Consider the following 24,153-nt stretch of genomic DNA (forward strand, 5'->3'; position numbering starts at 1 on the left):
ACGCATTGCCGTACTTGATGGGTTTTCATCCCAATGACTCCGTCGTGCTCGTCGCACTGCACGGCGAGCACGGCCGCTTCGGCGGCCGACTGCGACTGGGCCTGCCGGAGGACCCGAGTGAGTGGCCGGAGACCGCCGACCAACTCGCCGACTGCCTCGTGAGAAACAGCACCCGGCGCGGTGGGCGACCCGACGCCATCGTGCTGTTCCTGTGCCGGGACCCGCGTGAAGGAGAGCGCGCGTCGACCGTGATGGAAAGGCTGAGGCCGCTCGCCCAGCGGATCCGGGTGGCCTGCGGGGCGCTGGACGTGCCCGTCGTCGAGGCGTTGTGCGTCTCGGCCGGCCGTTGGTGGTCGTACTGCCGCCCCGCGGAGACCGTCCCGGCTGAGGGAACGGTCCTGGCTCCGCCCGGCCGGTCCACGATGGCGGCGGCCAGCGCCTACGCGGGAATCCCGGCGCCGGGTTCGCTGCGGGACATGGAAGCCAGGCTGAAGCCGTCCGAGGCGCGGAATCGTGAACACGAGATCGCCCTCGACGCTGCCTGCGCCGAATTGGTGCCCCGCATGCTTAACGACGGTGACTGCGAGAGCATCCGACAGCGAACACTCGCCCTTGCCCGTGCGGCACTTGAGAAGTTCCGCTCCGCGCCCCGGATCGACGATCCCGCGCGTGCGGACCGGCGGGACGACCGGCTCCTCTCCGACGACGAGGGCGCGGCGGTCATCCTCGGCCTCCAGGACCGCACGGCACGCGACCGCGCCGCCGAATGGATGGAGCCCGAGCGAGCGGACGCCGCCCTTCGACTGTGGCGGGCGCTCGCCCGGCGCTGCGCAGGACCGTACGCGGACCATGCCGCGGCCCCGCTCGCCCTGGCGGGCTGGGTCGCATGGTCCTCGGGGGACGAGGCCGAGGCGCGGGTCGCCCTCGGCCTCGCGCTGGACCTCGAACCCCACTACACCTTCGCGCGGTTGCTCCACCACTCCGTCAACGAGGGTCTGGACCCTGAGCTGTTGCGGCGGAGCCTGCGGCAGGAGCGGCGACAGCGCGTGATCGCCTCGACTACAGCTCGCCGCGGGCCAGTCGGATCAGCCGGTCGAGGACCCGGCCGCCACTCACCCGGAGACCGTCGTGTTCGAACTCGTCGGTGACCCAGGTCCGCAGCCCGCGCACCGCGCGCGCGGTGGCCAGCGAGTGGGCGGTGTCGACGTACATGTCGTCGTGGTAGATCGCCGCCGCCACCGGAATCTCATTGGCCGCCAACTGGCGGGTGTCATAGAGGTCCGGCCACTTCTCGCGGCGCGCGACAAGCTCCGCCGTCTCGCGCAGCGGTGCGAGCGCCGGATCGGACGTGAACATCCACGGATGGATGCTCTCTCCCGTGAACAGCACGGGAGCGTCCCCTGCCAGCGCGCGCTCGGCGTCGAACCGCGGGAATTCACCGCGGACGGCCTCGGCGGCCCAGCCGGTGCCGTGAGGAGAGACGGACCCCTGTCCGTAGACCGACTCGTGCAGCACCGCGTAAAGGGGATTCGCGGCGAAGGACAGATGCTGCTGGACCTGGGAGAGAAAGGAGTCGGAGAAGACGGGACCGGTGGGACCCGTCACGAACGCGTACTCCAGCAGGTAGTGCAGGGTGTGCGAACCGGTGCCGGTGCCGAGCATCAGACCGAGGGACTGGAACGCCTCAGGTGTGAGGCGGCCTCCGCCGGGCAGCGACACCGCCTCGTCGCGCAGGCGGCGGACGATGGTGCGCACCGTCTCGACGTCTTCGGGGTAACGGGCGTAGTGACCGGCGTTCTTGCGCTCGATGCGGGGATAGGCGGCGCGGTAGACGGCCTCGGCGGTCACATCAAGACCCGGCAGGCCGCCCGTGACGAACACCTCCCGCAGACCTTCGGGCGCCGACGACAGATAGGTGACCGCGCAGAAGCCGCCGAAACTCTGGCCCAGCACGCTCCAGCGCGCGTCCTCTCCGAGGAGCTGACGCCTGATGAATTCGCAGTCCTGGACGATCGAGTCGGCCCTGAAGTACGACAGGTAGTGCGCCTGGGCAGCGGCGTCGCCACGGGTGGGCAGCGTCTGGCGGGTGGCGGGCGTGGAGCGCCCGGTGCCGCGCTGGTCGAGCAGCAGCACCCGGAAGTCGTCGAGCGCGCGCGGCAGCCAGCCGTCCCGTCCCAGCGGGCGCGGCGAGCCGAAGCCCGGACCGCCCTGGAGATACAGCAGCCAAGGCAACGACTCGCGCTCCCGGCCCGCAGCCACGACCTCGCGGGCGTAGACCTCGATCCGCTCCCCGTCCGGGGAGGAGTGATCGAGCGGTACGGCGAACGTGTGGTCGGTGATGACGGTGCCTGGCTGGCGGTGGACGGTCATGGAGTCTCTTTTCGGGGGTGCGGGCCGTGCGGGGAGCCGGGGCTCCCGTTCAGGAACGGTAGACGGGCCGTGACCTGTGCGCTCGGCGGGGCGTTCACCCGGCGTGCAGCACTCTCCCGGAAGACGAATCCCGTACGAGCGGGCGGCGGCTCCGGCCGTCGCCCGGGCCGCACGCGCGGCGAAGGCCGGAGCCCGGTGAGCACGCCGCCGCTCGTCGTACCGCGCCGGGCGGCACCCGGCCCGGTACCCGTCCACGACGCCGTCATCTGTGTGGCGGTGCCGGCCCTCGCGGTGTCCGCACAGCACGGGCAGATGCGCGGCGACGGTCTGGACGGCTTCTACCGCGACGGCAGGCGACTGCTGAGCCGCTGCGAGCTGACGGTCGCGGGAGCCGAACCGGTGACCGTGCAGGCCAGGCTGCTCGACGCGGGACGGGCACGTTTCCTGGCGGTCGTCCGGACACCCGGCGACCGTGGTCCCGACCCGGTCGTCACGGTGGAGCGCGTCAGGACCGCCGAGGGCGGTGAGCGGATCACGTTCGCCAACGCGGGGCCGGTACGGGTGGCGCTGCCCGTCGAGATCGCGTTCGGCACTGATCTCGCGGCGCTCTCCGCGGTGGCCGCTGGGCAGGCCGGGGCGGATCTGACGGCCGGCGTCAGCGGCTCGGGGCTGCGCTGGTCGAGCGGCGGGGAATCGTCGCGGGTCACCGCGACTCCCGCGCCGGACGCGGCGCTGGGCGCGTCGGGACTGCTGAGGTGGGGCCTGGAGGTGGCGCCCGGAGCGGCACGGACGATCGAGCTGCGAGTGGAGCCGGCACCGGCGGCCACGACGGCGGGCAGCGCGCGGGCACCGGTCGGCGACAGACCGCCGCCGATGTGGGCCGACGCGCGGCTGGAGGGCGACGACCCCAGAGCCGGTGTCCTGCTGGACGCCTCGCTCGGGGACGCACAGGCCCTGCTGCTCCGCGCGCCGGAACATCCCGCCGACCTCTACGTCGCGGCCGGGGCGCCCTGGCGGATGGGGCTGGCCCCCGCGGACGCGCTGTGGGCGGCGCGGATGCTGCTGCCGTTCGGCACGCGGCTCGCGGCGGGCACGCTCCGCACGCTCGCCAGGTTGCAGGACCCCGCGACGGGCCGTGTGCCCGGAGTGCCGCGGCACTCCGGACCGCACCTGCCGCCGTTGGACTCGGGCGTGGAGGCGACGCTGCTCTTCGTGACCGTGCTGGCCGAGGCCCGACGCTGGGGGCTTCCGGCCCGCGAGGTGGTGCCGTTGCTCCCGGCGGCGGAGCGGTGCCTCGGCTGGATGCGGGCGGCGACTACGGATTCCGGCCTGGTCGTGGACCCGTCGGCGGACGGTCCGGTGCGGGCGGAGGTACAGGCGTACGCGTATCGCGCGGCGGTGCAGGGTGCGGATCTGCTCGACGCCCACGAACGGAGTGGGGCGGACGGCTGGCGGGAGTACGCGGCGGCGCTGCGGGCGGGCTTCCGGCGGGGATTCTGGCTGGAGGATCCGGGCGGTGGGCGGCCCGCGCTGGCGCTGGCCGCCGGGGGAAGACCGGTGCCGGTGCTGTCCTCGTCGCTCGCGCACCTCCTCGACACCGGGCTGCTCGGCGAAGGGGCGCTCGCTCCCGGGTTGTTGGACAAGGGGCAGACGGAACAGCTCGGCAAGCTGTTCGCCGCGCCGGACATGAACTCCGGCTGGGGTCTGCGGACGATGTCGGCGAAGACGCCCGGCTTCAGCCCCTTCGGCCACCGCGGAGGTGCGGTGCGCGTCCATGAGACGGCGCTCGCCGTGTCCGGCCTCGCCGCGGCGGGGCTGGAGAAGGAGGCGTCCGCGCTGGTGGGCGGGGTGCTGGACGCTGCGGCGGAGTTCGGACTGCGGATGCCGGAGATATACGGGGGCGAGCAGCGTTCTGCGGGCGGTGCGCCGTGCCCGCACCCCGTGGCGTGCCGTCCGGCGGCGGTCGCGGCGGTCGGGGCCGTCCATCTGCTGACGGCGCTCGCCGGGGTGCGGCCGGACGCGCCGGGCGGCACGGTGGCGGTCCGGCCGATCAGCGCCGCGCCGCTGGGAGCCGTGCATCTGACGGGGTTGCGGGTCGCGGAGCAGCCGTTCTCCGTTCGGGTCAGCCGTCTGGGGATGGCCATGATCGAGGAGGCGGCGCCGGGGCTGCGCCTCGGGACCTGACCATGGGCGAGGACCGAGCGGGGAGGGACGGGAAAACGTATCGATCCGATAGGGATCAGGCTCTCGATCCGGCTGATTATCGTCAGGCAGACGACTATGATCGCGCCATGTCGCCCTACGACCCGTCGGCTTTCCCGCCATTCGCCGTCACCGTCGACCTGGTCGTGCTGACCGTGCGACATCACGCGCTGTGCGCACTATCGGTAAGGCGCGGCGAGCCGCCCTTCCAGGGGCGGTGGGCGCTGCCCGGCGGATTCGTCCGCGAGGACGAGGACCTTTCCCAGGCCGCGGCGCGGGAACTGGCCGAGGAGACGGGGCTCCGGGCGCAGAGCGGCGCTCATCTGGAGCAGCTCGCCACCTACGGGGATCCGCAGCGCGATCCGCGGATGCGCGTGGTCAGCGTCGCCCATCTGGTGCTCGCGCCCGACCTGCCCGCCCCCCGGGCGGGCGGTGACGCCCGCAGCGCGCGCTGGGCGCCGGTCGGGACGTTGCTGGGCGAAGGGGGACAGGAGCACGCGGGGGAGACGGCACCGCTCGCGTTCGACCATGCCCGGATCCTGGGGGACGGGGTCGAGCGCGCGCGGTCGAAGATCGAGTACTCGTCGCTGGCCACCGCCTTCTGCCCGCCCGAATTCACAGTGGGGGAGCTGCGGCGGGTGTACGAGGCGGTGTGGGGTGTGGCGCTCGACCCGCGCAATTTCCACCGCAAGGTGACCGGCACGGTCGGTTTCCTCGTGCCGACCGGGGGGACGACGACCCGTCAGGGCGGCCGTCCCGCGCAGTTGTTCAGGGCGGGCGGGGCCGCACTACTCAATCCGCCGATGCTGCGGCCCGAGGTGTAGAACCGGCTCCTTCCGCAAAACGCCCATTTGCGGAGCTATGGTGCAAGGGTGATCCAGGCCATCGGGTTGACCAGCATGCCCCGCCGCAACGCCCCGCCCGCCGTCACCGACCTCACGTTCGACATCAGGGCCGGTGAAGTCACCGGCCTGCTCGGTCCCGCCGGATCGGGCAAGTCCACCGCCCTGCGCCTGCTGCTCGGGCTGGAGGGCGGACGCGGTGCCACCCTCGTCGACGGCCGGCCGCTGCGCGGCCTCCCCCACCCCGCCCGCGTCGTCGGCGCCCTCCTGGGTGACGTGCCCGGACATCCAGGACGCACTGCCCGAAGCCACCTCCGCATGCTCTGCGCCGCCTTCGGACTGCCCGCCACCCGCGCCGACGAGGTGCTCGACCAGGTCGGCCTCGCCGAGGTCGCCGAACAGCGGCTCGGCACGTACTCGCTGGGCATGGACCGCCGTCTCGGTTTCGCCGCGGCCCTGCTCGCCGACCCCCGCGCGCTGATCCTGGACGACCCGGTGCGCGAACTCCCGGCCCGCGAAGCCGCCTGGGTGCACGCGCTCGTACGACGGCATGTCGCCGCCGGGGGCGCGGTCCTGCTCACCGGCCGTGATACCAAAGCCCTCGCCCGTACCGCCGACCACGTGATCGCGATCGACAAGGGGCGCCTGGTCGCGGACCAGTCGGCCGCGCACTTCGCCCGCACGAGGATGCGCCCGTACGTGGCCGTCCGCTCGCCCTACGCCGAGCGCCTGGCCACGCTGCTCACCGAGGACGGCGCCGAGGTGATCGCCGCGACCGGCAGCCGTATCGCCGTCTACGGCACCACCTCGGCCGCGGTGGGGGAGACCGCCTACCGCCACGGCATCCTGCTGCACCACCTCGCCGACGAGAGCGGAAACGGCGTCACAACCCCGGACGCCACCCCCGAGGCAGAAGGCGGCGTGGCGGCCGCCGTACCGCCCGCCCTGCCGCAGCCGCGGCGGCGTCCGGCACGGCAGCACGGCCCGGTCCGGCCACTGCGGTACGAACTGCGGCGCGCCTTCGGGGTCCTCACGCCATGGCCGATCGCCGGAGCGGCACTGGTCGGCTCGGTGCTCGGCACGGTCCTGATGGCACGCACCGGGGCTGTGTCCGTACCGCCGTTGCGGTTGATCTCCGGATGGGCGGTCCGGCTGCCGCTGCCCGCGGCGGCCGTGGGCGCGGGCGTGCTGGGCGCACTCGCCTACGGGCAGGAGTTCCGCTACCCCGCCCTCGCGCCGGGGTACGGCCCCGAGCCGCGGGTCCTGCGGCTGCTCGGCGCCAAACTCGCCGTGAGCGGAGTCTGCGCGCTGCTGCTCGCCGCGTTCGCCGCCGTCGCCGACACCCTGGCACTGCGGCTGACCCTCGGCCCGGGAAAGGCGCCGGATCTGACGACGCTTCCTGCCGCGCTCGGCGGCTGGGCGGCGCTCGCCGTCGGCTGCGCCTGGGCGGGGGTGCTCGCGGCGGGCGTGTTCCGTACCACCGCGCTCGGTGTGGCCGCCGTCCTCGCCGTACCGCTGCTGGTCGCTCCGGCCGTACGGGGACTGTTCGGTGGGCCGGTGGCACGACAACTCGCCGACGCGGGCGGAGCGTTGTGGTCGGTGGTCAGCGGGGTCTCGCAGGGCGGCGGCGGAACTGTCGAGAGACTGCTGCGCTTCGCCGCCCAACCAGTGGTCTCCGCGCTGTCGTTGTCACTCACCGTGCTGGTCTGCGCCTATCTGGCAACCGCGTTGCGCGGACGGCGACGCTGGCGCCGCCCAACTGCCCCACGCGTCAGCCGAACTGCGCCGCTTACCAGCAAGAAGGGATGATTCATCGCCATAAAACGTCAATTATGAGGTGATGAGCGCTCACCCTTTCGTGTGCTTTTCAGCAAAGCCCTCAAGGCGCGCATCGGCATCGCCGACAAAGGATGCGTGAGTACCCTTGCGCACACCATGATGACCGCGGCTCGTTCTGCCGACTCCGGAATCGCCGGATCGGGCGAGCTGGACCGCTATTCGTACGCCGAAGCCCCTGGCACCGACCGACCTGGACTGACGTCCTGGGAGGGCATGGAACCGGATATGAACCGGATGGGCCGCCGGGCCGGCGGCAGCCGTGGCCGGGGACTGCACGGACAACTCGTCCAGCAGCTCGGGCAGATGATCGTCTCCGGCGATCTGGGCGCCGACCGCCCGCTGGTCCCCGAGGAGATCGGCCAGCGCTTCGAGGTCTCCCGCACCGTGGTGCGCGAGTCCCTGCGCGTGCTGGAGGCCAAGGGCCTGGTCAGCGCCCGGCCCAACGTCGGAACCCGGGTCCGCCCGGTGAGCGACTGGAATCTGCTCGACCCCGACATCATCGAATGGCGCGCCTTCGGGCCGCAGCGCGACGACCAGCGCCGCGAACTGCTCGAACTGCGCTGGACGATCGAGCCGCTGGCCGCCCGGCTCGCCGCGGGCCACGGCCGCGAGGACGTACAGCAGCGCCTCGCCGACATGGCGGAGATCATGGCGCACGCCGCCGCACAGGGCGACGCGCTGACCTTCTCCAGGGCCGACGCCGAATTCCACGCCCTGCTCCTCCAGGTCGCGGGCAACCGGATGCTGGAGCACCTGTCGGGGATCGTCTCCTCCGCGCTGCACGTGTCCGGCGGCCCGGTCACCGGCTGCGACCGCCCCGGCGACACCTCGGTCGGCCTGCACCAGCGGATCGTCGAAGCGCTCGCCGAGAGCGACGGCGGCACGGCGGAGGCGGCGATGCGCCAGCTCCTCACCGTTCTGCCCGAGCAGCCCGAGTCCGCTCCCGCCGACCACGTCGTCCCCGGTCCGCGCGAGCAGCACTGACCGTGTCGCCCTCCGCCGCGGGCCCCGGAACACCGGGGTCGGCGGCGGTCCCATGTGGTCTCCCGTGGCTCTCCCGGCCGCTCTCCCGCGCCCTCGCACGGCCGGACGGGTCATGTGTCCGGATTTATGACCGATCTGCACGATTTAGGGTGTGACTCGGGCCACGTAGGGTGGGCGTAACGCTTGGCGAGGCAGCGCGATGACTTAAGAGGTGGCCACGGCACAAGGAATATTCAGCGACGATTTTGACGCTGAGTGGCTGTGCGGTTCCACCGAGTCGTTCCCATCGTTCCGAGAGGTTGTTCGTGTCGGCCAGCACATCCCGTACGCTCCCGTCCGAGATCGCCGAGTCCGAGTCTCTGATGGCGCTCATCGAGCAGGGTAAGGCCCAGGGGCAGATCGCCGGCGACGACGTGCGTCGGGCGTTCGAAGCGGACCAGATTCCGGCAACCCAGTGGAAGAACGTTCTGCGCAGCCTCAACCAGGTCCTCGACGAGGAGGGTGTGACGCTGATGGTGACTGCCGCTGAGGCGCCCAAGCGCACCCGTAAGAGCGTCGCAGCCAAGAGCCCGGCGAAGCGTACTGCCACCAAGACGGTCGCCTCCAGGGCGACCCCTGTCAAGAAGACCGCTGCGCCCAAGGCCGCCGCCCCGGAGGCGGAGGCCGAGGCCGAGACCACGGTGGAGCCATCGGTGGAGGCGGAGAGCCCAGCAAGGAAGGCGCCGGCGAAGAAGGCCGCCGTCAAGAAGACCGTTGCCAAGAAGGCCCCCGCCAAGAAGGTGGCGGCCAAGAAGACGGCCGCAGGCGAGGACGAGGCCGTCGACGCGGAGGAGACGGTCGAGGAGGCCGCCGCGGGCAAGGGCGGCGAGGAGGAGACCGAGAAGTCGGAGTCCGAGAGCTTCGTGCTCTCCGACGACGACGAGGACGACGCGCCCGCACAGCAGGTCGCCGTCGCCGGTGCCACCGCCGACCCGGTCAAGGACTACCTCAAGCAGATCGGCAAGGTCCCACTGCTCAACGCCGAGCAGGAGGTCGAGCTGGCCAAGCGCATCGAGGCCGGTCTCTTCGCCGAGGACAAGCTGGCCGCGGCCGACAAGCTCGCCCCCAAGCTCAAGCGCGAGCTGGAGATCATCGCCGAGGACGGCCGCTGGGCCAAGAACCACCTGCTGGAGGCCAACCTCCGCCTCGTGGTCTCGCTGGCCAAGCGCTACACCGGTCGCGGCATGCTCTTCCTGGACCTGATCCAGGAGGGCAACCTGGGTCTGATCCGCGCGGTCGAGAAGTTCGACTACACCAAGGGCTTCAAGTTCTCCACCTATGCCACCTGGTGGATCCGGCAGGCGATCACCCGCGCGATGGCCGACCAGGCCCGCACCATCCGTATCCCGGTGCACATGGTCGAGGTCATCAACAAGCTGGCCCGCGTGCAGCGCCAGATGCTCCAGGACCTGGGCCGCGAGCCCACCCCGGAGGAGCTGGCCAAGGAACTCGACATGACCCCCGAGAAGGTCATCGAGGTCCAGAAGTACGGCCGCGAGCCGATCTCCCTGCACACCCCGCTGGGCGAGGACGGCGACAGCGAGTTCGGCGACCTCATCGAGGACTCCGAGGCGGTCGTGCCGGCCGACGCGGTCAGCTTCACGCTGCTGCAGGAACAGCTCCACTCGGTGCTCGACACCCTCTCCGAGCGGGAGGCGGGCGTGGTCTCCATGCGCTTCGGCCTCACGGACGGGCAGCCGAAGACGCTGGACGAGATCGGCAAGGTCTACGGGGTCACGCGCGAGCGGATCCGGCAGATCGAGTCCAAGACGATGTCCAAGCTGCGTCACCCGTCGCGGTCCCAGGTGCTGCGCGACTACCTGGACTGACCCGGCCGGGCTGACCCGACGTCATTTCCGCGGAGTTCTCCGGAGCCCTTCGGGCCTCCGGAGAACTCCGCGGACGTCTTTCGGGCGACATGGCCTCTTTGCGGATGCGGCCTCCGGCCCTATCGATCACTCTGGGTGTCCAGAGTGCTCCACAGGGTCAGGAGGCCGCATGCGTTTCCCCTTCCGTGCCGTGACCGGTCGTCGTCGTGCTGTGATCGGCGGTCTCGCGGCGGCGCTGTTGCCGACGCTGGCCGTCCCGCTGGCCGCGCCCGCGACCCCGGCCGCCGCCAACGGCGTCGTGATCGGTGGCAACCCGGCCAGCACGGACAGCACGCCATGGGTGATGGCCCTGGCCAGCCGTAAGCGCTTCGGCTCCGGCAGGTCCGGCCAGTTCTGCGGCGCGGTGGCCGTCGGGCCTCGTACGGTGATCACCGCGGCCCACTGCTTCGGCCGTGAGGCGCTCGGAGCGAGCGACTGGCACCAACTGCCCGACCTGCGTGTGATCGCCGGTCGTACGGACCTCAGCGGCGGTCGTGGGCAGGAACTGGGCCTGTCGCAGGTGTGGGTCAACCCCGGCTTCGACTCGACGACGAACTCCGGCGACATCGCGGTCATCACGCTGGCGACCGCGTTGCCGAAGGGCGCGACGATCCCGATCGCGGACTCCTCCGACGAGCAGGACTACCGGGCGGGCACTCAGGCGCAGGTCTACGGGTGGGGTGACACGACCGGCCGCGGCACGTACTCGAACACGCTGCGTTCCGCGACGGTCACGGTTTTCGCGGACACGGTGTGCGCCCAGGCGTATCCGGGGAGTTTCGACGGCACTTATGTGCGCGCCTCGATGATGTGCGCGGGTGCCAAGGGCGGCGGCCGGGACGCCTGTCAGGGCGACAGCGGCGGCCCGCTGGTCGTGGGGGACCGGGTCGTCGGTCTGGTCTCGTGGGGCAGTGGCTGCGCGGAGGCGGCCTATCCAGGGGTCTATACGCGCGTCTCGGCGATGGCCTCACTGGTGGCGGCCCACAGTAGCTGAGCGCTGGCGCAACGCGGTCGAGTGCTGGCGGAAACCAGCTGAGCTGCGGGCCGCGGTTGAACGGAAGACGGCGGGCGGACACCCCCTGGAGGGGTCTGTCCGCCCGCCGACTCGAATTCGTCGCCGATGCGAAGTGTCAGCGCTCGTCTTCTCCCGCCGTTGCCGGGGTGTCGGTCAGCCGTCCGGTCTCGTCCTGTATTTCCGAAGCGATCTTCTTGAGCTCCGGCTCGAACTTGCGTCCATGGTGTCCGCAGAAGAGCAGCTCACCACCGCTGATGAGGACAACGCGCAGGTATGCCTGAGCGCCGCAACGGTCGCAGCGGTCTGCCGCTGTCAGCGGACTCGCGGGGGTCAGAACAGTAGTCACGTCGCCTCTTCTCTAGCTCGACGAGCTGTCGTACCAGGGTCAACATCCAACCAGGCCGAAAACGTTCCCGCTCTCAGCTTTTCCTCGAAAACCGACCTCGGGGTGACTGGATGTTACCGATTGGCGGCGAATAGGAGTCAGTTGCGTCAGATGTCGCTTATGGAGCTGTTGTCCGGACTTGCTCCCGGCTGGCTTGCCGGTTGTTGCTGAGGACGTGCCCGGAGCCTAAATGGTTCATGCCTCTTTGGGAACGTGACATGTGTATCACTCGCGCGGGTTATCGAACGCATGCTCGAAGAGGGCTAGCATGGAAGCCGGGACGAGGGCCGTGTTGAGGCCCGGATACCGGGTCGCGGCGCTGTCACCCCTCCGGGCATCGGTACCCTCTCACCGACACGGCTGAAAAAAACTTCAGAACATTCCTGATCGAGGAGCTGCCCGCGTGACCGCCGAAACATCCGTGCCGTCCTCTGCGCTGCTGACGGGTGCAGATCGCGACGGCTCCAACTACACCGCGCGGCACCTGCTCGTCCTCGAAGGGCTGGAAGCGGTTCGCAAGCGGCCCGGTATGTACATCGGGTCAACAGACAGTCGCGGTCTGATGCACTGCGTCTGGGAGATCATCGACAACTCCGTCGACGAGGCGCTCGGCGGTCACGGCGACCGCATCGAGGTCATCCTGCACGAGGACGGCTCGGTCGAGGTCCGTGACAACGGCCGCGGCATCCCGGTGGACGTGGAGCCCAAGACGGGCCTGTCCGGCGTCGAGGTCGTCATGACCAAGCTGCACGCCGGCGGGAAGTTCGGCGGCGGCTCGTACGCGGCCTCCGGCGGTCTGCACGGCGTCGGCGCGTCCGTGGTGAACGCGCTGTCGGCCCGGCTGGACGTCGAGGTCGACCGCAACGGCGCCACGCACGCCATCAGCTTCCGTCGCGGGGTCCCCGGGATCTTCACCGAATCCGGCGCCGAGGCGCCCTTCGACCCCGCCAGCGGGCTCACCAAGGCCAAGCGGGTCCCCAAGACCCGCACCGGCACCCGCGTGCGTTACTGGGCCGACCGGCAGATCTTCCTCAAGGACGCCAAGCTCTCCCTGGACCACCTGCACCAGCGCGCCCGCCAGACCGCCTTCCTGGTGCCCGGCCTGACCATCGTGGTGCGCGACGAGCGCGGCATCGAGACCGACAAGCCCGTCGAGGAGGTCTTTCACTTCGACGGCGGCATCAGCGAATTCTGCGAGTTCCTCGCCCCCGACAAGCCGATCTGCGACGTCCTGCGCCTGTCTGGCAGCGGCACCTTCAAGGAGACCGTGCCCGTCCTCGACGACCGCGGCCACATGACCCCCACCGAGGTCACCCGCGAGCTGGGCGTCGACATCGCGCTGCGCTGGGGCACCGGCTACGAGACGACCGCCAGGTCCTTCGTGAACATCATCGCCACCCCCAAGGGCGGCACCCATGTGACCGGATTCGAGCGCTCCGTCACCAAGACGATGAACGAGGTGCTGCGCTCGGCCAAACTGCTGCGCGTCGCCGAGGACGACATCGTCAAGGACGACGCCATGGAGGGCCTGACGTCGGTGATCACCGTGCGTCTGGCCGAGCCGCAGTTCGAGGGCCAGACCAAGGAAGTGCTCGGCACCTCCGCCGCAAACCGCATCGTGGCCAATGTCGTCGCCACCGAACTGCGCGAGTTCCTGACCTCCACCAAGCGGGACGCCAAGGCCCAGGCGCGCGCCGTCCTGGAGAAGACCGTCGCCGCCGCCAGGACCCGCATCGCGGCCCGGCAGCACAAAGAGGCGCAGCGCAGGAAGACCGCGCTGGAGACCTCCTCGCTCCCCGCCAAGCTGGCCGACTGCCGCAGTGACGCCGTCGACCGCAGCGAACTGTTCATCGTCGAGGGCGACTCGGCACTCGGCACCGCCAAACTGGCCCGCAACTCCGAGTTCCAGGCGCTGCTGCCGATCCGCGGCAAGATCCTCAACGTCCAGAAGTCGTCCATCTCGGACATGCTCAAGAACGCCGAGTGCGGCGCGATCATCCAGGTCATAGGAGCCGGGTCCGGCCGCACCTTCGACATCGACCAGGCCCGCTACGGCAAGGTCATCTTCCTGGCCGACGCCGATGTCGACGGCGCCCACATCCGCTGCCTCCTGCTCACCCTTTTCCAGCGCTATATGCGCCCGATGGTCGAACAGGGCCGGGTCTTCTCCGCCGTCCCCCCGCTCCACCGCATCGAACTCGTCCAGCCCAAGAAGGGCCAGGACAAGTACGTCTACACCTACTCGGACAACGAGCTGCGCCAGACCCTCCTCGACCTCCAGCGCCGCAACGTCCGCTACAAGGACAGCATCCAGCGCTACAAGGGCCTCGGTGAGATGGACGCCAACCAGTTGGCCGAAACCACCATGGACCCCCGCCACCGCACCCTGCGCCGCATCAACATCAGCGACCTCGAATCCGCCGAGCAGGCCTTCGACCTCCTGATGGGCAACGAGGTCGCCCCTCGCAAGGAGTTCATCACCAACTCCGCCACGACCCTGGACCGGTCGAGGATCGACGTCTGACCTGCGGCGGAGCAAGCGGGCTGCCGTGCGGGTGCCGCAGCGGTCCGCACCCAGTCCGCAGCCGCACTGACAGGACGTCAGTGCGGGGGAGCGGCTACGTCTCCTCTGGGGGCGGCGTATTGCCGTCGCCGGGGCCGTCCGCGTACGCCTTGTCGACGGCAGCCCGGGTCCGCTCCTCGGAGTCAGGCCACAGGTGGGTGTAGATGTTCAGCGTCATGGCCGCGTTGGTGTGGCCGAGGCGCTCGGAGACGGTCTTCACGGATTCGCCGTGCTTGATCAGCAGGCTGGCGTAGTGGTGCCGCAGAGCGTGCGGGCCGATGCCGTCCGGTATGTCGGCCTTCCGGCACGCGGGGCGCCAGACCCGCTTCATGAACTCGTTGTACGCCACGGCGCCGCCTTGGGGCGCCGTGAACAGCCAGTCCTGCGGCGCCGGTGCCGGGAACATCTTGAGATGCGCCTTCATGGCCTCGGTGGCCATCCTCGGGAGCGGCACGACGCGGTAGGAGCGGTCGGTCTTGGGCGGGCCCACGAACACCCCGTGCTTGGTCTGCTGGACCTGCTGGTCGACAGTGAGGGCCGCCTGGGGCAGGTCCAGGTGCCGGCGCTGGAGACCGAACACCTCGCCTGGCCGCAGCCCGGTGGCTGCCGTCAGGAGGACGAGGCCCTTGTAGGGCGGGGCTATCTGCCCGGCGAGGTTGCGCACCTGGGGGACAGTCAGCGGCACGATCCGCTTCCTCGGCACTGTCGGCAGCTTGGCGCCGGTGCAGGGGTTGTTGGGGATCATGCGGTCGCGGACGGCCGCGGTGAAGACGGCGTTGACGGTGTTGAACACCGTACGTGCCGTGCTGGCGGCGAGGCCGTGGGTCGTCGTCAGGCCGGTGATCCAGCTCTGGACGTCGCCGGGCTTGATGCCTCCCAAGGTCCGTCCCTCCCAAGCGGGATAGGCGTGACACCGGAGGTGCTGCTCAACGGCTCGTGCGGTTGAGGGGCGGTGCGGCTGGCCGGCGCGCCACTGCTCGGCGTACTCCTTGAACGGCTTCTTCGCCGACTTCGGGTCGACGTACTGGCCGGTGAGGACACTTGCGGTGACTTCGTCGAGCCAACGCTGGGCGTCGACCTTGCGGTCGAAGTGGCGGGAGTGCTCCTTGCCGTTGGGATCGCGGTAGCGGGCGCGCCACTTGCCGTTGGGGCGCTTTTGGATGTTGGCCAAGTCAGGCTCTCTTCCTGTGGGTCAGTGGTAGTAGCCCCCGTCCTCGATGTACTCGGTCAGGGCGCGTGCGTCGCGCTCCTCGCCCATGAGGCGGAGGGCTTGCTGGTGGATAGCGGTGGAGCTGTCCGGGTGGGCTTTCAGATAGGCGGCGATCGTGGTGACGGCTCTGTGGAGGCGGTCCTGGGCGTCGCGGGATTCGTAGAAGGCTTCGACGGCCTCCTGGACGAAGCGCCGCCCTTCGAGGTCGATGCCGTCCAGTGGCGGCGACATGAGCTCTTCCAGAGGCAGTTCGAAGACGCGGGCGAAGCCGAGGGCTTCGTCCAGAGTGATCTTGCGGCGGGGCTTGCCGTTCTCCATGCGCCACACGGCGGTCTGGTTCATCGGGACGCCGGCCTTGGTCATACGGGCTGCCAGTTCGGTGGTGCTCCAGCCTCTCGTCTCGCGTTCCAGGGCGATGCGTGCGGCGGCGTTGCCTTCGCTGTACAGCAGCGGGGCGCCGCCGTGGTCGGTCCCGGTCATCGTTCGTGTCTCCTCTCCGGCGTGGTCGGGTTCCCCAGGGTCTAGTCAAAATGTACCATAGATTATGCGATTTGCATAGCGGCACTTTGTGTGGGATCATTATTCAAAATCGCTAGCGACCTAGTCGAAGAGGAGAGATGGACCGCTACCTGACCACCGCCGAGGTGGCCGAGCGCTACCGGACGGCTGACAGCACCGTGCGGTACTGGCGCCACATCGGCTACGGGCCCAAGGGGGTGAGGATCGGCCGCCGGGTCCTGTACAGCGAGGCCGAACTCACCCTCTTCGAGGAGCGCCTGGCCCAGCAGAGCCCCAGCCGCGACGACTGGACCCTGGGGGCCTGATGCGCGCAGCCCCGGAAAACGAAACGACCCCCGGCGCTACCAACGCCGAGGGCCTCGTGAACATCCCAGCAACCGAGCTATCGATTCACCACGGTGAAGGCGGGCCTGCCAGCCACAGCCTCACCGAGAGGAGTTCAGCATGAATGCTACGCCCCCGACTCCCGACGGCGCATCCCCGCTGCCTCCGTGGCCACCGGTCACCGTGCCGGGCCAGCAGATCCGGCAGATGCCCGCCGAGCGGGCCGAATCGGAGATGGTGGTGGAGGTATCGCCCGTCGTGGCGCCGAAGCCCCTGGACTGGGGTGCTGCTGAGGGCTCGCGGCTGCTGGGTGCCCTGCGGTCGCAGATAGCCCGCTTCGTCATCCTGCCTTCCACGTACGCGCTTGACGCGGCCACGCTGTGGGTTGCGGCCACACACTTGCAGGCCGCCTGGCAGCATGCCCCGCGCCTGGCGGTCGTTGGCCCAGCCAAGCGGTGCGGCAAGTCCCGGCTGCTGGATGTGCTGACCGAGACGGTTCACGAGCCGATGCTGACGGTCAACACGACGCCGGCCGCGGTCTTCCGGTCCATCGGCGACCAGCCGCCAACCCTTCTGGTGGACGAAGCCGACACGATCTTCGGCAGCGTGAAGGTCGCGGAGAAGAACGAGGAGCTGCGCGGCCTGCTCAACGCCGGTCACCAGCGCAATCGTTACGTCACACGCGTGGTCGGCAATGACCACACCCCGCACCGGTTCGCCACCTTCGCCATGGCTGCCCTCGCCGGGATCGGCGACCTCCCCGACACGATCATGGACCGGTCGGTGGTGATCCGGATGCGCCGCCGGGCCGAGGGCGAGCGGGTCCACCCGTTCCGGTCCAGGCGCGACACCCCCGCTCTGCACGCCCTGCGGGAGCGCATCGTCTCCTGGTCTGGACCGCTGGTGGACACGGCCGCGGACCTGGAGCCGGAGCTGCCGGTGGAGGACCGCGCCGCCGACACCTGGGAGCCGCTGGTCATCGTCGCCGACCTCGCAGGCGGACCGTGGCCGGACCTGGCCCGGCAGGCATGCGTTCGGATGGTCGCAGCCGAAGCACAGGCGGAGGAGGACAACCCCGGCGGCGCTAGGGTCCTGTCGGACATCCGGCGGATCTTCTTCGCCCGCCGCGAGCCGGACAGCCTGACCACCACCGACCTCCTCGCCGAACTCCGCTCGGACCCCGAGGCGCCGTGGGGGGAGTGGGGGAGGGCCGGACTGTCCGCACGAGACCTCGGCTCGCTGCTGCGGGAGTTCGGGATCGTCTCGGGCAACGTCCGCATCGCCGACGGCACCCAACGCAAGGGCTACACGCGCGGCAAGTTCCTCGACCCATGGCGCCGCTACTGCCCCACGGTCCACCCCGCCGCTGGCAGCCCAGCATCCGGTACGGGCTGAGCCCAGCCGCCCCCGGGCTGCCGTCCTTGCCGTCCCTGCCGTAACACCGCAGGCCAACAAGGGTCTTCGCGAGACGGCAACCGGGTCCAAGACGGCAACGCGATCATCACCTGGTCGCGTTGCCGCCTTGGGACGGCGCCCGTACCCGTCCCGTGCCGTCTTGACCGTCCCCGCCGTACCGCCGCAGGTCACACATGGCGCGGCTGGGACGGCAGCACCGCACTCGCCGTCCCAGCGCGCCGCCGTCCCGCCGGGCAGATCAGTGACGGCAGTCTGCCGTGCCTAAGACGGCACCGTCGGCCCACTGCCGTGACCGGCCTGACCTGCGGCTGCAACGGCCAAGACGGCAAGACGGATCTTCCAGCAAGCCCACGTCCGTAAGGATCTTCTCCCGCATGCCCACCACACCACCGAACGCCGACCCGGCCGCCACGGGAGCGTTCGCCCGCACGACGATCACGGTCGTGATGGCGGTCATCGCCACGCTCGCCTTCGTGTTCTCCTTCGGCAACGTCTGGGCCTTGGCCCTCCGGCTCGGCATACCGCGCCCGATCGCGCCGCTGATAGCCCCGATGGTCGACCTGTCTGTGGTCGGCCTGCTCGTTGCCCTGCACCACTTGGCCGCCCACGGCACCGACCCCGCCCACCTGCGCTCGGCCACGAGGCTGATGCACCTGTGTGGGCTGCTGACCGTTGCCCTGAACACCGCCGAACCTCTGCTCGCCAAGCATTACGGCCGTGCCGCACTGGACACCGTCGCCCCCGCACTCCTGCTCGGCTGGGGAACTGTCGGCCCCACGCTGCTCCGCCACCTCCACACACCCACCGTCACGGACACGACTCCGACCAGCACCGGTCGCGTACCCGACGCAGCGGTCGCGGCTGCGGTCCAGCAGCCGGAGCGCGCACAGGTCACAGCCTCGGACCGAATACCGGCACCCGCCCGTAGCCGACCGGAGAACGCCAAGCGCGCCCCGACCGGCAAACGCACGGGACGACCGCCGGCGGCATCCATGGACCAGCTCATCGCGATAGCCCGCCCCGCTGTCGCTGAGCACGGCCTCAGCCTGGCCGTGGTCAAGCAGGCGATAAGCGACACCGGTACACCGGTCGCCAGCTCCCGGCTGACCCAGCTGATGAAGCACCTCAAGGGCGAACACGCCCCCGCCGCCGAAGCGGTGGAACCGGCGCGGACGCATCCTGCGGACGCCTGACCAAAGCTCCGCCGACCAAGGCTTGCGCATGTCCGCGATCCGGATGTGCGGAACTCCCGCATGGGGCTTCCGCACATCCGGGCGCCGCTCTTCTACACCGCGAACCCGGATCGGCCAAACCGCCACCCGTCCGAACCATGACCCGTAATCGAGAGGACCCGCACCGTCATCCGCTACACCGGAAACACCCCGATGGAGATCACCGTGAAGCCCACCCCCGACACCGGCACGGACGCCGAGGAAAGCCCCGGACCCGCCGCCAAGGGCCATAAACTGGCGGGTCTGTGGCGGCGGGCCTTCACCAGCACGGCCCCGGGCGGAGCCAGTTGTACCCAGTCTCCGACTGTTGGCCGGAGTCTGGGGTCCTCCGCCCCGGGGGTGGCGGAGGAGGCCCGGCGCGAGGGCGCGCCGGACGGAGAAGCAGGCGCCGCCACCGGCCCCGGCATGGACCGGCTCGACGCCATACAACGCACCGTCCTTGCTGCCGCGCACGCCGGCGAACGTGTCCGAAGCGCGCCGATCAATACCAGTGACGACGCGTGCGAGGAAGACGCAGCGTTCATCCATGCCGACGTTCCCGCGCTCGATGTGCCGCCGCTCGCCGTGCCCGCCAATGCCCAGGTGATGCCGAGGGGCAGGATCCGCCGGTTCAACGGCAAGCGCCGCAGGCTGCGGGTCGGGCCGGTGGGCTTTACGGAGTCCGAGCATGCCGAGCTGCTGTCGGCAGCCGACCGGCACGGCTACGGGAGCACGCTGTCGGGGTACCTGGCGGATATCGCGCTGGCGTTCATCCGGGGCGCGTTCACCGTCGATCTTCCGCTGCACACCGACCGGCAGGCGGTGCAGGGGTTCCGCGCGCAGATCCGGTACGAGGTCAACCGGATCGGGGTCAACATCAACCAGATGGTGCACGTGCTGCACCGCGACGACCGGATCGAACCCGACATCCGCGAACGCCTGGAGGACCTGGACCTGCTGCTGACCCGTATCGCCTGCGCGCTGCTCCTGCCCACCGAACCCACCGCGCCCAGCGATGGGGAGGACGCGTGATCCCTTCGGTGAAGAAGCCCGGCGGGAACACCCGCGGGCTGCTGGCCTACCTCTACGGTCCCGGCCGGCATGACGAGCACCACGACCCGCACATCGTGGCCTCCTTCAGCCCCCGCGGCCTGCCCGACCCCGGCCGCAACCTGGACGCCACCCTCACCGCCCTCGGCCGGATCCTCGATGCCCCCGTCCGCCTCCGCAACGAGGGCTTCGGCAAGCCCGTCACCGATCACGTGTGGCACTGCCCCGTGCGCGCCGCACCCGGCGACCGGTACCTGTCGGACGCCGAGTGGGGCGAGATCGCCCGCCGTATCGTCCACGCCGCGGGCATCGCCCCCGACGGTGACCCGCTGGCCTGCCGGTGGATCGCCGTGCGGCACGCGGATGACCACATCCACATCCTGGCCACCACCGTCCGCGAGGACGGCCGCCGCCCCAAACTCCACAACTGCGGCATGCGCGCCCAGGCCGAAGCCCGCCTCATCGAAAAGGAGCTGGGCCTGCACCAGGTCGCGCCCGGCGACCGGACCGGGGACCGCCGCCCCACCCAGGCCGAGATGCACAAGGCCGAACGGCTCGGCTGGCAGCAGACCAGCCGCCAGTGGCTGCAGGAGCGCGTCCGGGCTGCCATCCCGCACGCCGCCAGTGTGGAGGAGCTGTTCGCCTATCTTGAGGCCGACGGTGTCGAGGTCAAGGTCCGCCGGCTGCCCTCGGGCGACCTCCAGGGCTACAGCGTCGGCCGCCCCGGCGACCTGAAAGCCGACGGCACCCAGCTCTACATCCCCGGCGGGAAAATCGCCCCCGACCTGACCCTCCCCAAACTCCGTGACCGCCTCGCGGGGAGCGCGCCGGAGGAACAGCCAACGGCCCGCCGCAACCGGCCCAGCACCTGCTGGCAGCGCACCACCAGCGCCCTCGACTCCCTCCATGACCACCTCACCCAGCACCCGGACGCCTGGGACGACGCGCGGGCGCAGGCGCAGATCACCGCGCTCGGCGAGATCATCGACGCCACCGCCCAGACCGGACCCGCCGAACTGCGCAACCAACTGCGCTCCGCAAGCAGGGAGTTCGCCCGCGCCCAGCGCTCCCGCATCCGCGCAGACCACCACACCGCAACCGGCTTGCGCCAGGCCGCCCGCGACATCGCCCACGCCGGCGACGGCCCCGACGGCAGCGCCTTCGCCGTCCTGCTCACCGCCCTGGTCTGGTCAGCGATCCTCGCGGCCCGCTGGCACCAGGCCCGTGGCCACCGCCAGCAGGCAGAAGCAGCCCGTACCGCGGTGATCCATCTGCAAGCCGCCTACGACCAGGCCGCCGCCCCGCACCTCACCGCCCTCACCCACCGGCAGCCCACCATGGAGATCACCCACACCCTCGCCGCACACGTCCGCGCCGCCGTCCCCGACCACGCCGACCGCATCCTCACCGACCCCACCTGGCCCGCCCTCGCAACCGTCCTCGCCGACGCCCAAGCCGCAGGCCACTCACCCCGCGCACTCCTGACCGAAGCAGCCGCCCGCCGTGAACTTGACTCAGCCCGCCAACCCGCCCAAGTCCTCCTCGGCCGCATCCAACACACCACCCGCAACCCCGCACCCAACCCCCGCGCCGAAGCCGCCCGCCAACGCTCCCAAGCGGTGTTCCCAGGGTTCCCTTCGGTGACGGCCGCTCCACCGATCTCCTCACCCTCCGCCCCGCCTCCGGACCGCGCCCGGTCTCATCGGTAGTCGCCCACCCAGGACCATGACTACTCGACGCCCGTCCAAGTACGCGCGTGGGGTCGTGCTTCTATACCGTCGAGATCGCAGACGCAGTCCGCCGCGTACGTCATGGCGGCTTGGCTGCCGTCCGTGGTGTGCCATGTATCGAAGCTGGGGAGTGGTCGCGTAATGCCGATGTCCGGTGCTGGGCGCGGTCACGAGGGCTTCACCTCGTCGCGTGCCCGCCAGGTCATGGTGGAGGCATGCGGCGCGGCGGGCTTGGACGCCGGGGGAGCGCGGCTGATTCGCCTCGGCGAGAACGCTTTGTTCCGGTTGGAACGCCAGCCGGTGATCGTACGGATCGCGCGCTCGGAGGAGTACCTGGATTCCGCGCGTCGGGAAGTAGGAGTATCGCGGTGGCTGGCGGACGAGGGATTCCCGGCAGCGCAGGTCGTGGAGGACATTGAGCAGGCGGTCGTTGTGTCCGGTCACCCGGTGACGTTCTGGCGTCGGATCGAGGAGAGCGGTCGGGCGGCGACGTATGGCGAACTCGGTTCGATCCTGCGCGAACTGCACGCGCTGCGGATGCCGGAGACGCTGGTCCTTCCGAGGTTCGAGCCGATGGGTCGGTCGGTCCTGAGGATCGAGAAGGCGGTCGGCATTTCCGAGTCCGACCGGGAGTTCTTGCGGGAACGCCACCGGCAACTGGAACGTGAGATCGGACAGTTGTCGTTCGCCTCCCCGGTCGGTCCCGTCCACGGCGACGCACACGTCCAGAACCTGATGGTGGACCGCTCCGACCGCGTGATCCTCATCGACTTCGAAGTCTTCTGCCGTGACCATCCCGAATGGGATCTGATGGTGACGGCCACGGAGCACGACAGCCTGGGCTGGCAGACGCCCGACCAGTACGCGGAGTTCGTCGGCGCGTACGGGCGCGATCTGCGCGACTGGCCGGGCTTTCCGACGCTGCGAGCGGTCCAGGAATTCAAGATGACCACCTGGCTCATGCAGAACGTCGGTGAGAGCGACGAGGTCGCCAGAGAGTACGCGCGCCGTATCGCCTCGCTCCGCGACGATCAGGCGCCCCGTGACTGGCATCCCGGCTGACGTCGCCGCTACTGGTCGTCCAGGCCGGAGAGCGCCGTCCGTACGTGGTCGTTGAACTGCTGCACTTCTGGGTTGCCGGCGTGCACCGAGACCTCGCGCTGGAAGTCCAGGACATAGCGCTGGAAGCGGGCCGATTGAAGAGCGTCCCCCGCCGTCACCGCGAGACCCGCGGTCGTGACGGCCGCTTCAAGTTGCCCGTCCAGGAGTTGGCTCTGCGCGAGCACCATCCGGCAGAAACCCAGCGACCGGGCGTACTTCGGATCGGTGAGCGCGACCGCCTGCTCGGCGTAGCTGACGGACTGGGCCGATGCGCCGAGGTCACGGAAGCAGTGGCAGAACTCGCCCACGAGCTCGGCTTCGTCCATGTAGGCAAGCCAGGGCGGATCACCTCCTTCACCCACATGAGCTAGGTGGTTCTCGGCTTCAAGCATGGCGCGCTGCGCGCCTTTCGCGTCCCGGGCCGTCGCAAGGGCGCGCGCCTCGTGAGCCGAATACATCGCCATCGCGCGCGGTGTTGCCCGACCGTTGCTACCGCCCTCGACCGCGGCCCTCGCCAGCCGAACCGCTCGCGGCACCTGCCCGAGGTAATTTGCCTGGTGGCTCATGTTGGCGAGGATGCGCGACCCCATCATCCGGTCGCCGGTCACCTGCGTCAGCCTGAGCGTCGACAGGAGGTACCGGTCCGCGAGGCGGTGGTGGCCGCTGTCATAGGCGGTCCACGCGAGGAGTTGGGAAATCTCGGCTGCGGCGTTGAAGAGGGCGGAGCCGACGCGCTCGCTGTAACCGGCGTCCAGCAACGGCAGGACCTCGTGCCGGAAGTAGTGACGCAGCGCCTTGTGACCGTGACCTCCCCCGTAGAGAAAGTCCAGGTGCATGAACATCTCCGCCGCGGTCCGGACTGCGGCGACATCTCGCATTCCGATGCGACGGGACGCGGGCCGGTCAGAGGGAACCCCGTCGGGTCGTGTGACGAGCCAGGACAGCACGGCGGCGTTGACCTCGTTGTCGTGCAGCAACTCGACGGCCGGTGGCTTGCCCTCGGGCCGCAGTTGCGTCAGTCCGTCGAGTACGCCCAGGGCCTCGGCGAGAGTCGCCGCGTAGGTCGTACCGTTCGGAGCGGGGCTGATCGTCGGGCTGGAGAAGCCGCAGTCGGCGGGGGTGATCCTGCGGCCTAACTTGGCGCCGAGCGCTTCTGCCACGAACGCCGCGTTCTCGGCCTGGATGCCGGCGCCGTCGAGCCACCGCTGCACTGACACGTGAGTGGTGCCGACGCGGACGCCGTGCCGCAGCGCAACGTCGCGGACGCGGCGGGCTAGGCCCTTGTTGGACGCTCCCCCCTCGGCCATCAACGCGGCGAGGCGGCGGTTGGGTTCTCTGTCCATGGTCCCCCTGCCATCGGGTGGTGACGGCGAGTGGCAATCCTGTCACGCTCCGGTCGGCTGGGGCAGGGGGTTCATGAGTGAACCCCCTCGACGCGCGGTGAACCTCCCGTACTCGCGAACTCCCCGGTGAACGCTGCCGCTC

At 70.3% G+C, this 24,153-nt stretch carries 19 protein-coding genes; 14 read left to right on the forward strand and 5 right to left on the reverse strand.

All coding sequences use genetic code 11. The features are described from left to right. Positions 1-44 precede the first annotated feature (44 nt). The gene (locus tag ACIP4Z_RS25820) at positions 45-1,148 is read left to right on the forward strand and encodes a DUF4192 domain-containing protein (protein ID WP_401311904.1); all 1,104 of its coding nucleotides are present in this window, start codon (positions 45-47) and stop codon (positions 1,146-1,148) included. On the opposite strand, the gene ACIP4Z_RS25825 is transcribed toward ACIP4Z_RS25820, so the two are convergent. Beyond that, positions 1,060-2,370 (reverse strand): alpha/beta fold hydrolase, encoded by a 1,311-nt coding sequence (locus ACIP4Z_RS25825; protein ID WP_401311907.1) that lies wholly within the window; start codon positions 2,368-2,370, stop codon positions 1,060-1,062. The genes ACIP4Z_RS25820 and ACIP4Z_RS25825 overlap by 89 nt on opposite strands. A 195-nt stretch (positions 2,371-2,565) precedes the next feature. Here ACIP4Z_RS25825 and ACIP4Z_RS25830 point away from each other — a divergent pair, with 195 nt between their 5' ends. The 6 genes from ACIP4Z_RS25830 (at position 2,566) to ACIP4Z_RS25855 (ending at position 11,138) form a co-directional block, all read left to right on the forward strand. Then, positions 2,566-4,554: a glycogen debranching N-terminal domain-containing protein gene (locus ACIP4Z_RS25830; RefSeq protein ID WP_401311910.1), complete on the forward strand. Its 1,989-nt coding sequence runs from the start codon at positions 2,566-2,568 to the stop codon at positions 4,552-4,554. A 107-nt stretch (positions 4,555-4,661) separates the two neighbouring features. Continuing rightward, complete coding sequence (locus ACIP4Z_RS25835; RefSeq protein WP_188286086.1) at positions 4,662-5,396, forward strand: NUDIX domain-containing protein; 735 nt, start codon at positions 4,662-4,664, stop codon at positions 5,394-5,396. Between the two features lie 48 nt (positions 5,397-5,444). Then, positions 5,445-7,223: an ATP-binding cassette domain-containing protein gene (locus ACIP4Z_RS25840; RefSeq protein WP_401311914.1), complete on the forward strand. Its 1,779-nt coding sequence runs from the start codon at positions 5,445-5,447 to the stop codon at positions 7,221-7,223. Positions 7,224-7,328: 105 nt separating this feature from the next. Continuing rightward, entirely contained in the window at positions 7,329-8,237 is a 909-nt protein-coding gene (locus ACIP4Z_RS25845; RefSeq protein ID WP_355338277.1) for a FadR/GntR family transcriptional regulator, read from the forward strand. A 305-nt stretch (positions 8,238-8,542) separates the two neighbouring features. Further along, positions 8,543-10,105: an RNA polymerase sigma factor gene (locus ACIP4Z_RS25850; RefSeq protein WP_391048985.1), complete on the forward strand. Its 1,563-nt coding sequence runs from the start codon at positions 8,543-8,545 to the stop codon at positions 10,103-10,105. A gap of 169 nt (positions 10,106-10,274) precedes the next feature. Then, positions 10,275-11,138: a S1 family serine peptidase gene (locus tag ACIP4Z_RS25855; RefSeq protein WP_401311919.1), complete on the forward strand. Its 864-nt coding sequence runs from the start codon at positions 10,275-10,277 to the stop codon at positions 11,136-11,138. A gap of 136 nt (positions 11,139-11,274) precedes the next feature. Here ACIP4Z_RS25855 and ACIP4Z_RS25860 read toward each other — a convergent pair whose 3' ends face one another. Beyond that, entirely contained in the window at positions 11,275-11,505 is a 231-nt protein-coding gene (locus ACIP4Z_RS25860) for a hypothetical protein (RefSeq protein WP_188286081.1), read from the reverse strand. Between the two features lie 442 nt (positions 11,506-11,947). Between ACIP4Z_RS25860 and ACIP4Z_RS25865 the strand changes: the two genes are divergently transcribed. Further along, positions 11,948-14,068: a DNA topoisomerase IV subunit B gene (locus ACIP4Z_RS25865; RefSeq protein ID WP_355338286.1), complete on the forward strand. Its 2,121-nt coding sequence runs from the start codon at positions 11,948-11,950 to the stop codon at positions 14,066-14,068. Positions 14,069-14,162: 94 nt separating this feature from the next. On the opposite strand, the gene ACIP4Z_RS25870 is transcribed toward ACIP4Z_RS25865, so the two are convergent. Then, positions 14,163-15,278, reverse strand: coding sequence for a tyrosine-type recombinase/integrase (locus ACIP4Z_RS25870; RefSeq protein ID WP_401311924.1), 1,116 nt, complete (start codon positions 15,276-15,278; stop codon positions 14,163-14,165). A 21-nt stretch (positions 15,279-15,299) separates the two neighbouring features. Continuing rightward, positions 15,300-15,797 carry a helix-turn-helix transcriptional regulator gene (locus ACIP4Z_RS25875; protein ID WP_401311927.1) on the reverse strand — a complete coding sequence of 166 codons (498 nt, stop codon included), beginning with the start codon at positions 15,795-15,797 and terminating at the stop codon, positions 15,300-15,302. Between the two features lie 137 nt (positions 15,798-15,934). On the opposite strand from ACIP4Z_RS25875, the gene ACIP4Z_RS25880 reads away from it, so the two are divergent. The 6 genes from ACIP4Z_RS25880 to ACIP4Z_RS25905 all read left to right on the forward strand — a co-directional run bounded on the left by ACIP4Z_RS25880 (position 15,935) and on the right by ACIP4Z_RS25905 (position 22,629). Next, entirely contained in the window at positions 15,935-16,141 is a 207-nt protein-coding gene (locus tag ACIP4Z_RS25880) for a helix-turn-helix transcriptional regulator (RefSeq protein WP_401311930.1), read from the forward strand. Between the two features lie 253 nt (positions 16,142-16,394). Beyond that, positions 16,395-17,555, forward strand: a complete 1,161-nt coding sequence (locus tag ACIP4Z_RS25885; RefSeq protein ID WP_401312245.1) for a DUF3631 domain-containing protein — start codon at positions 16,395-16,397, stop codon at positions 17,553-17,555. Between the two features lie 395 nt (positions 17,556-17,950). Further along, complete coding sequence (locus ACIP4Z_RS25890) at positions 17,951-18,769, forward strand: DUF2637 domain-containing protein (RefSeq protein WP_401311933.1); 819 nt, start codon at positions 17,951-17,953, stop codon at positions 18,767-18,769. 192 nt (positions 18,770-18,961) lie between these two features. After that, the gene (locus ACIP4Z_RS25895) at positions 18,962-19,819 is read left to right on the forward strand and encodes a plasmid mobilization relaxosome protein MobC (RefSeq protein ID WP_401311936.1); all 858 of its coding nucleotides are present in this window, start codon (positions 18,962-18,964) and stop codon (positions 19,817-19,819) included. Next, positions 19,816-21,546 (forward strand): relaxase/mobilization nuclease domain-containing protein, encoded by a 1,731-nt coding sequence (locus tag ACIP4Z_RS25900; RefSeq protein ID WP_401311939.1) that lies wholly within the window; start codon positions 19,816-19,818, stop codon positions 21,544-21,546. The genes ACIP4Z_RS25895 and ACIP4Z_RS25900 overlap by 4 nt, the downstream gene beginning before the upstream one ends. A 162-nt stretch (positions 21,547-21,708) precedes the next feature. Continuing rightward, complete coding sequence (locus ACIP4Z_RS25905; protein ID WP_401311942.1) at positions 21,709-22,629, forward strand: phosphotransferase enzyme family protein; 921 nt, start codon at positions 21,709-21,711, stop codon at positions 22,627-22,629. Between the two features lie 8 nt (positions 22,630-22,637). Here the strand turns inward: ACIP4Z_RS25905 and ACIP4Z_RS25910 are convergent, their stop codons facing one another. After that, positions 22,638-24,011 carry a sporulation protein gene (locus ACIP4Z_RS25910; RefSeq protein WP_401311945.1) on the reverse strand — a complete coding sequence of 458 codons (1,374 nt, stop codon included), beginning with the start codon at positions 24,009-24,011 and terminating at the stop codon, positions 22,638-22,640. Between the last annotated feature and the right edge of the window lie 142 nt (positions 24,012-24,153).

Source organism: Streptomyces sp. NPDC088910 (assembly GCF_044749865.1).
In the GTDB taxonomy this organism is placed as follows: domain Bacteria; phylum Actinomycetota; class Actinomycetes; order Streptomycetales; family Streptomycetaceae; genus Actinacidiphila.

Excerpts from the sequence above, each read along its gene's own strand:
- ACIP4Z_RS25825 (WP_401311907.1), bottom strand. The coding sequence starts at position 2,370 with ATGACCGTCCACCGCCAGCCAGGCACCGTCATCACCGACCACACGTTC.
- ACIP4Z_RS25835 (WP_188286086.1), top strand. The coding sequence starts at position 4,662 with ATGTCGCCCTACGACCCGTCGGCTTTCCCGCCATTCGCCGTCACCGTC.
- ACIP4Z_RS25855 (WP_401311919.1), top strand. The coding sequence starts at position 10,275 with ATGCGTTTCCCCTTCCGTGCCGTGACCGGTCGTCGTCGTGCTGTGATC.
- ACIP4Z_RS25875 (WP_401311927.1), bottom strand. The coding sequence starts at position 15,797 with ATGACCGGGACCGACCACGGCGGCGCCCCGCTGCTGTACAGCGAAGGC.
- ACIP4Z_RS25880 (WP_401311930.1), top strand. The coding sequence starts at position 15,935 with ATGGACCGCTACCTGACCACCGCCGAGGTGGCCGAGCGCTACCGGACG.
- ACIP4Z_RS25885 (WP_401312245.1), top strand. The coding sequence starts at position 16,395 with ATGGTGGTGGAGGTATCGCCCGTCGTGGCGCCGAAGCCCCTGGACTGG.
- ACIP4Z_RS25890 (WP_401311933.1), top strand. The coding sequence starts at position 17,951 with ATGCCCACCACACCACCGAACGCCGACCCGGCCGCCACGGGAGCGTTC.
- ACIP4Z_RS25895 (WP_401311936.1), top strand. The coding sequence starts at position 18,962 with ATGGAGATCACCGTGAAGCCCACCCCCGACACCGGCACGGACGCCGAG.
- ACIP4Z_RS25905 (WP_401311942.1), top strand. The coding sequence starts at position 21,709 with ATGCCGATGTCCGGTGCTGGGCGCGGTCACGAGGGCTTCACCTCGTCG.
- ACIP4Z_RS25910 (WP_401311945.1), bottom strand. The coding sequence starts at position 24,011 with ATGGACAGAGAACCCAACCGCCGCCTCGCCGCGTTGATGGCCGAGGGG.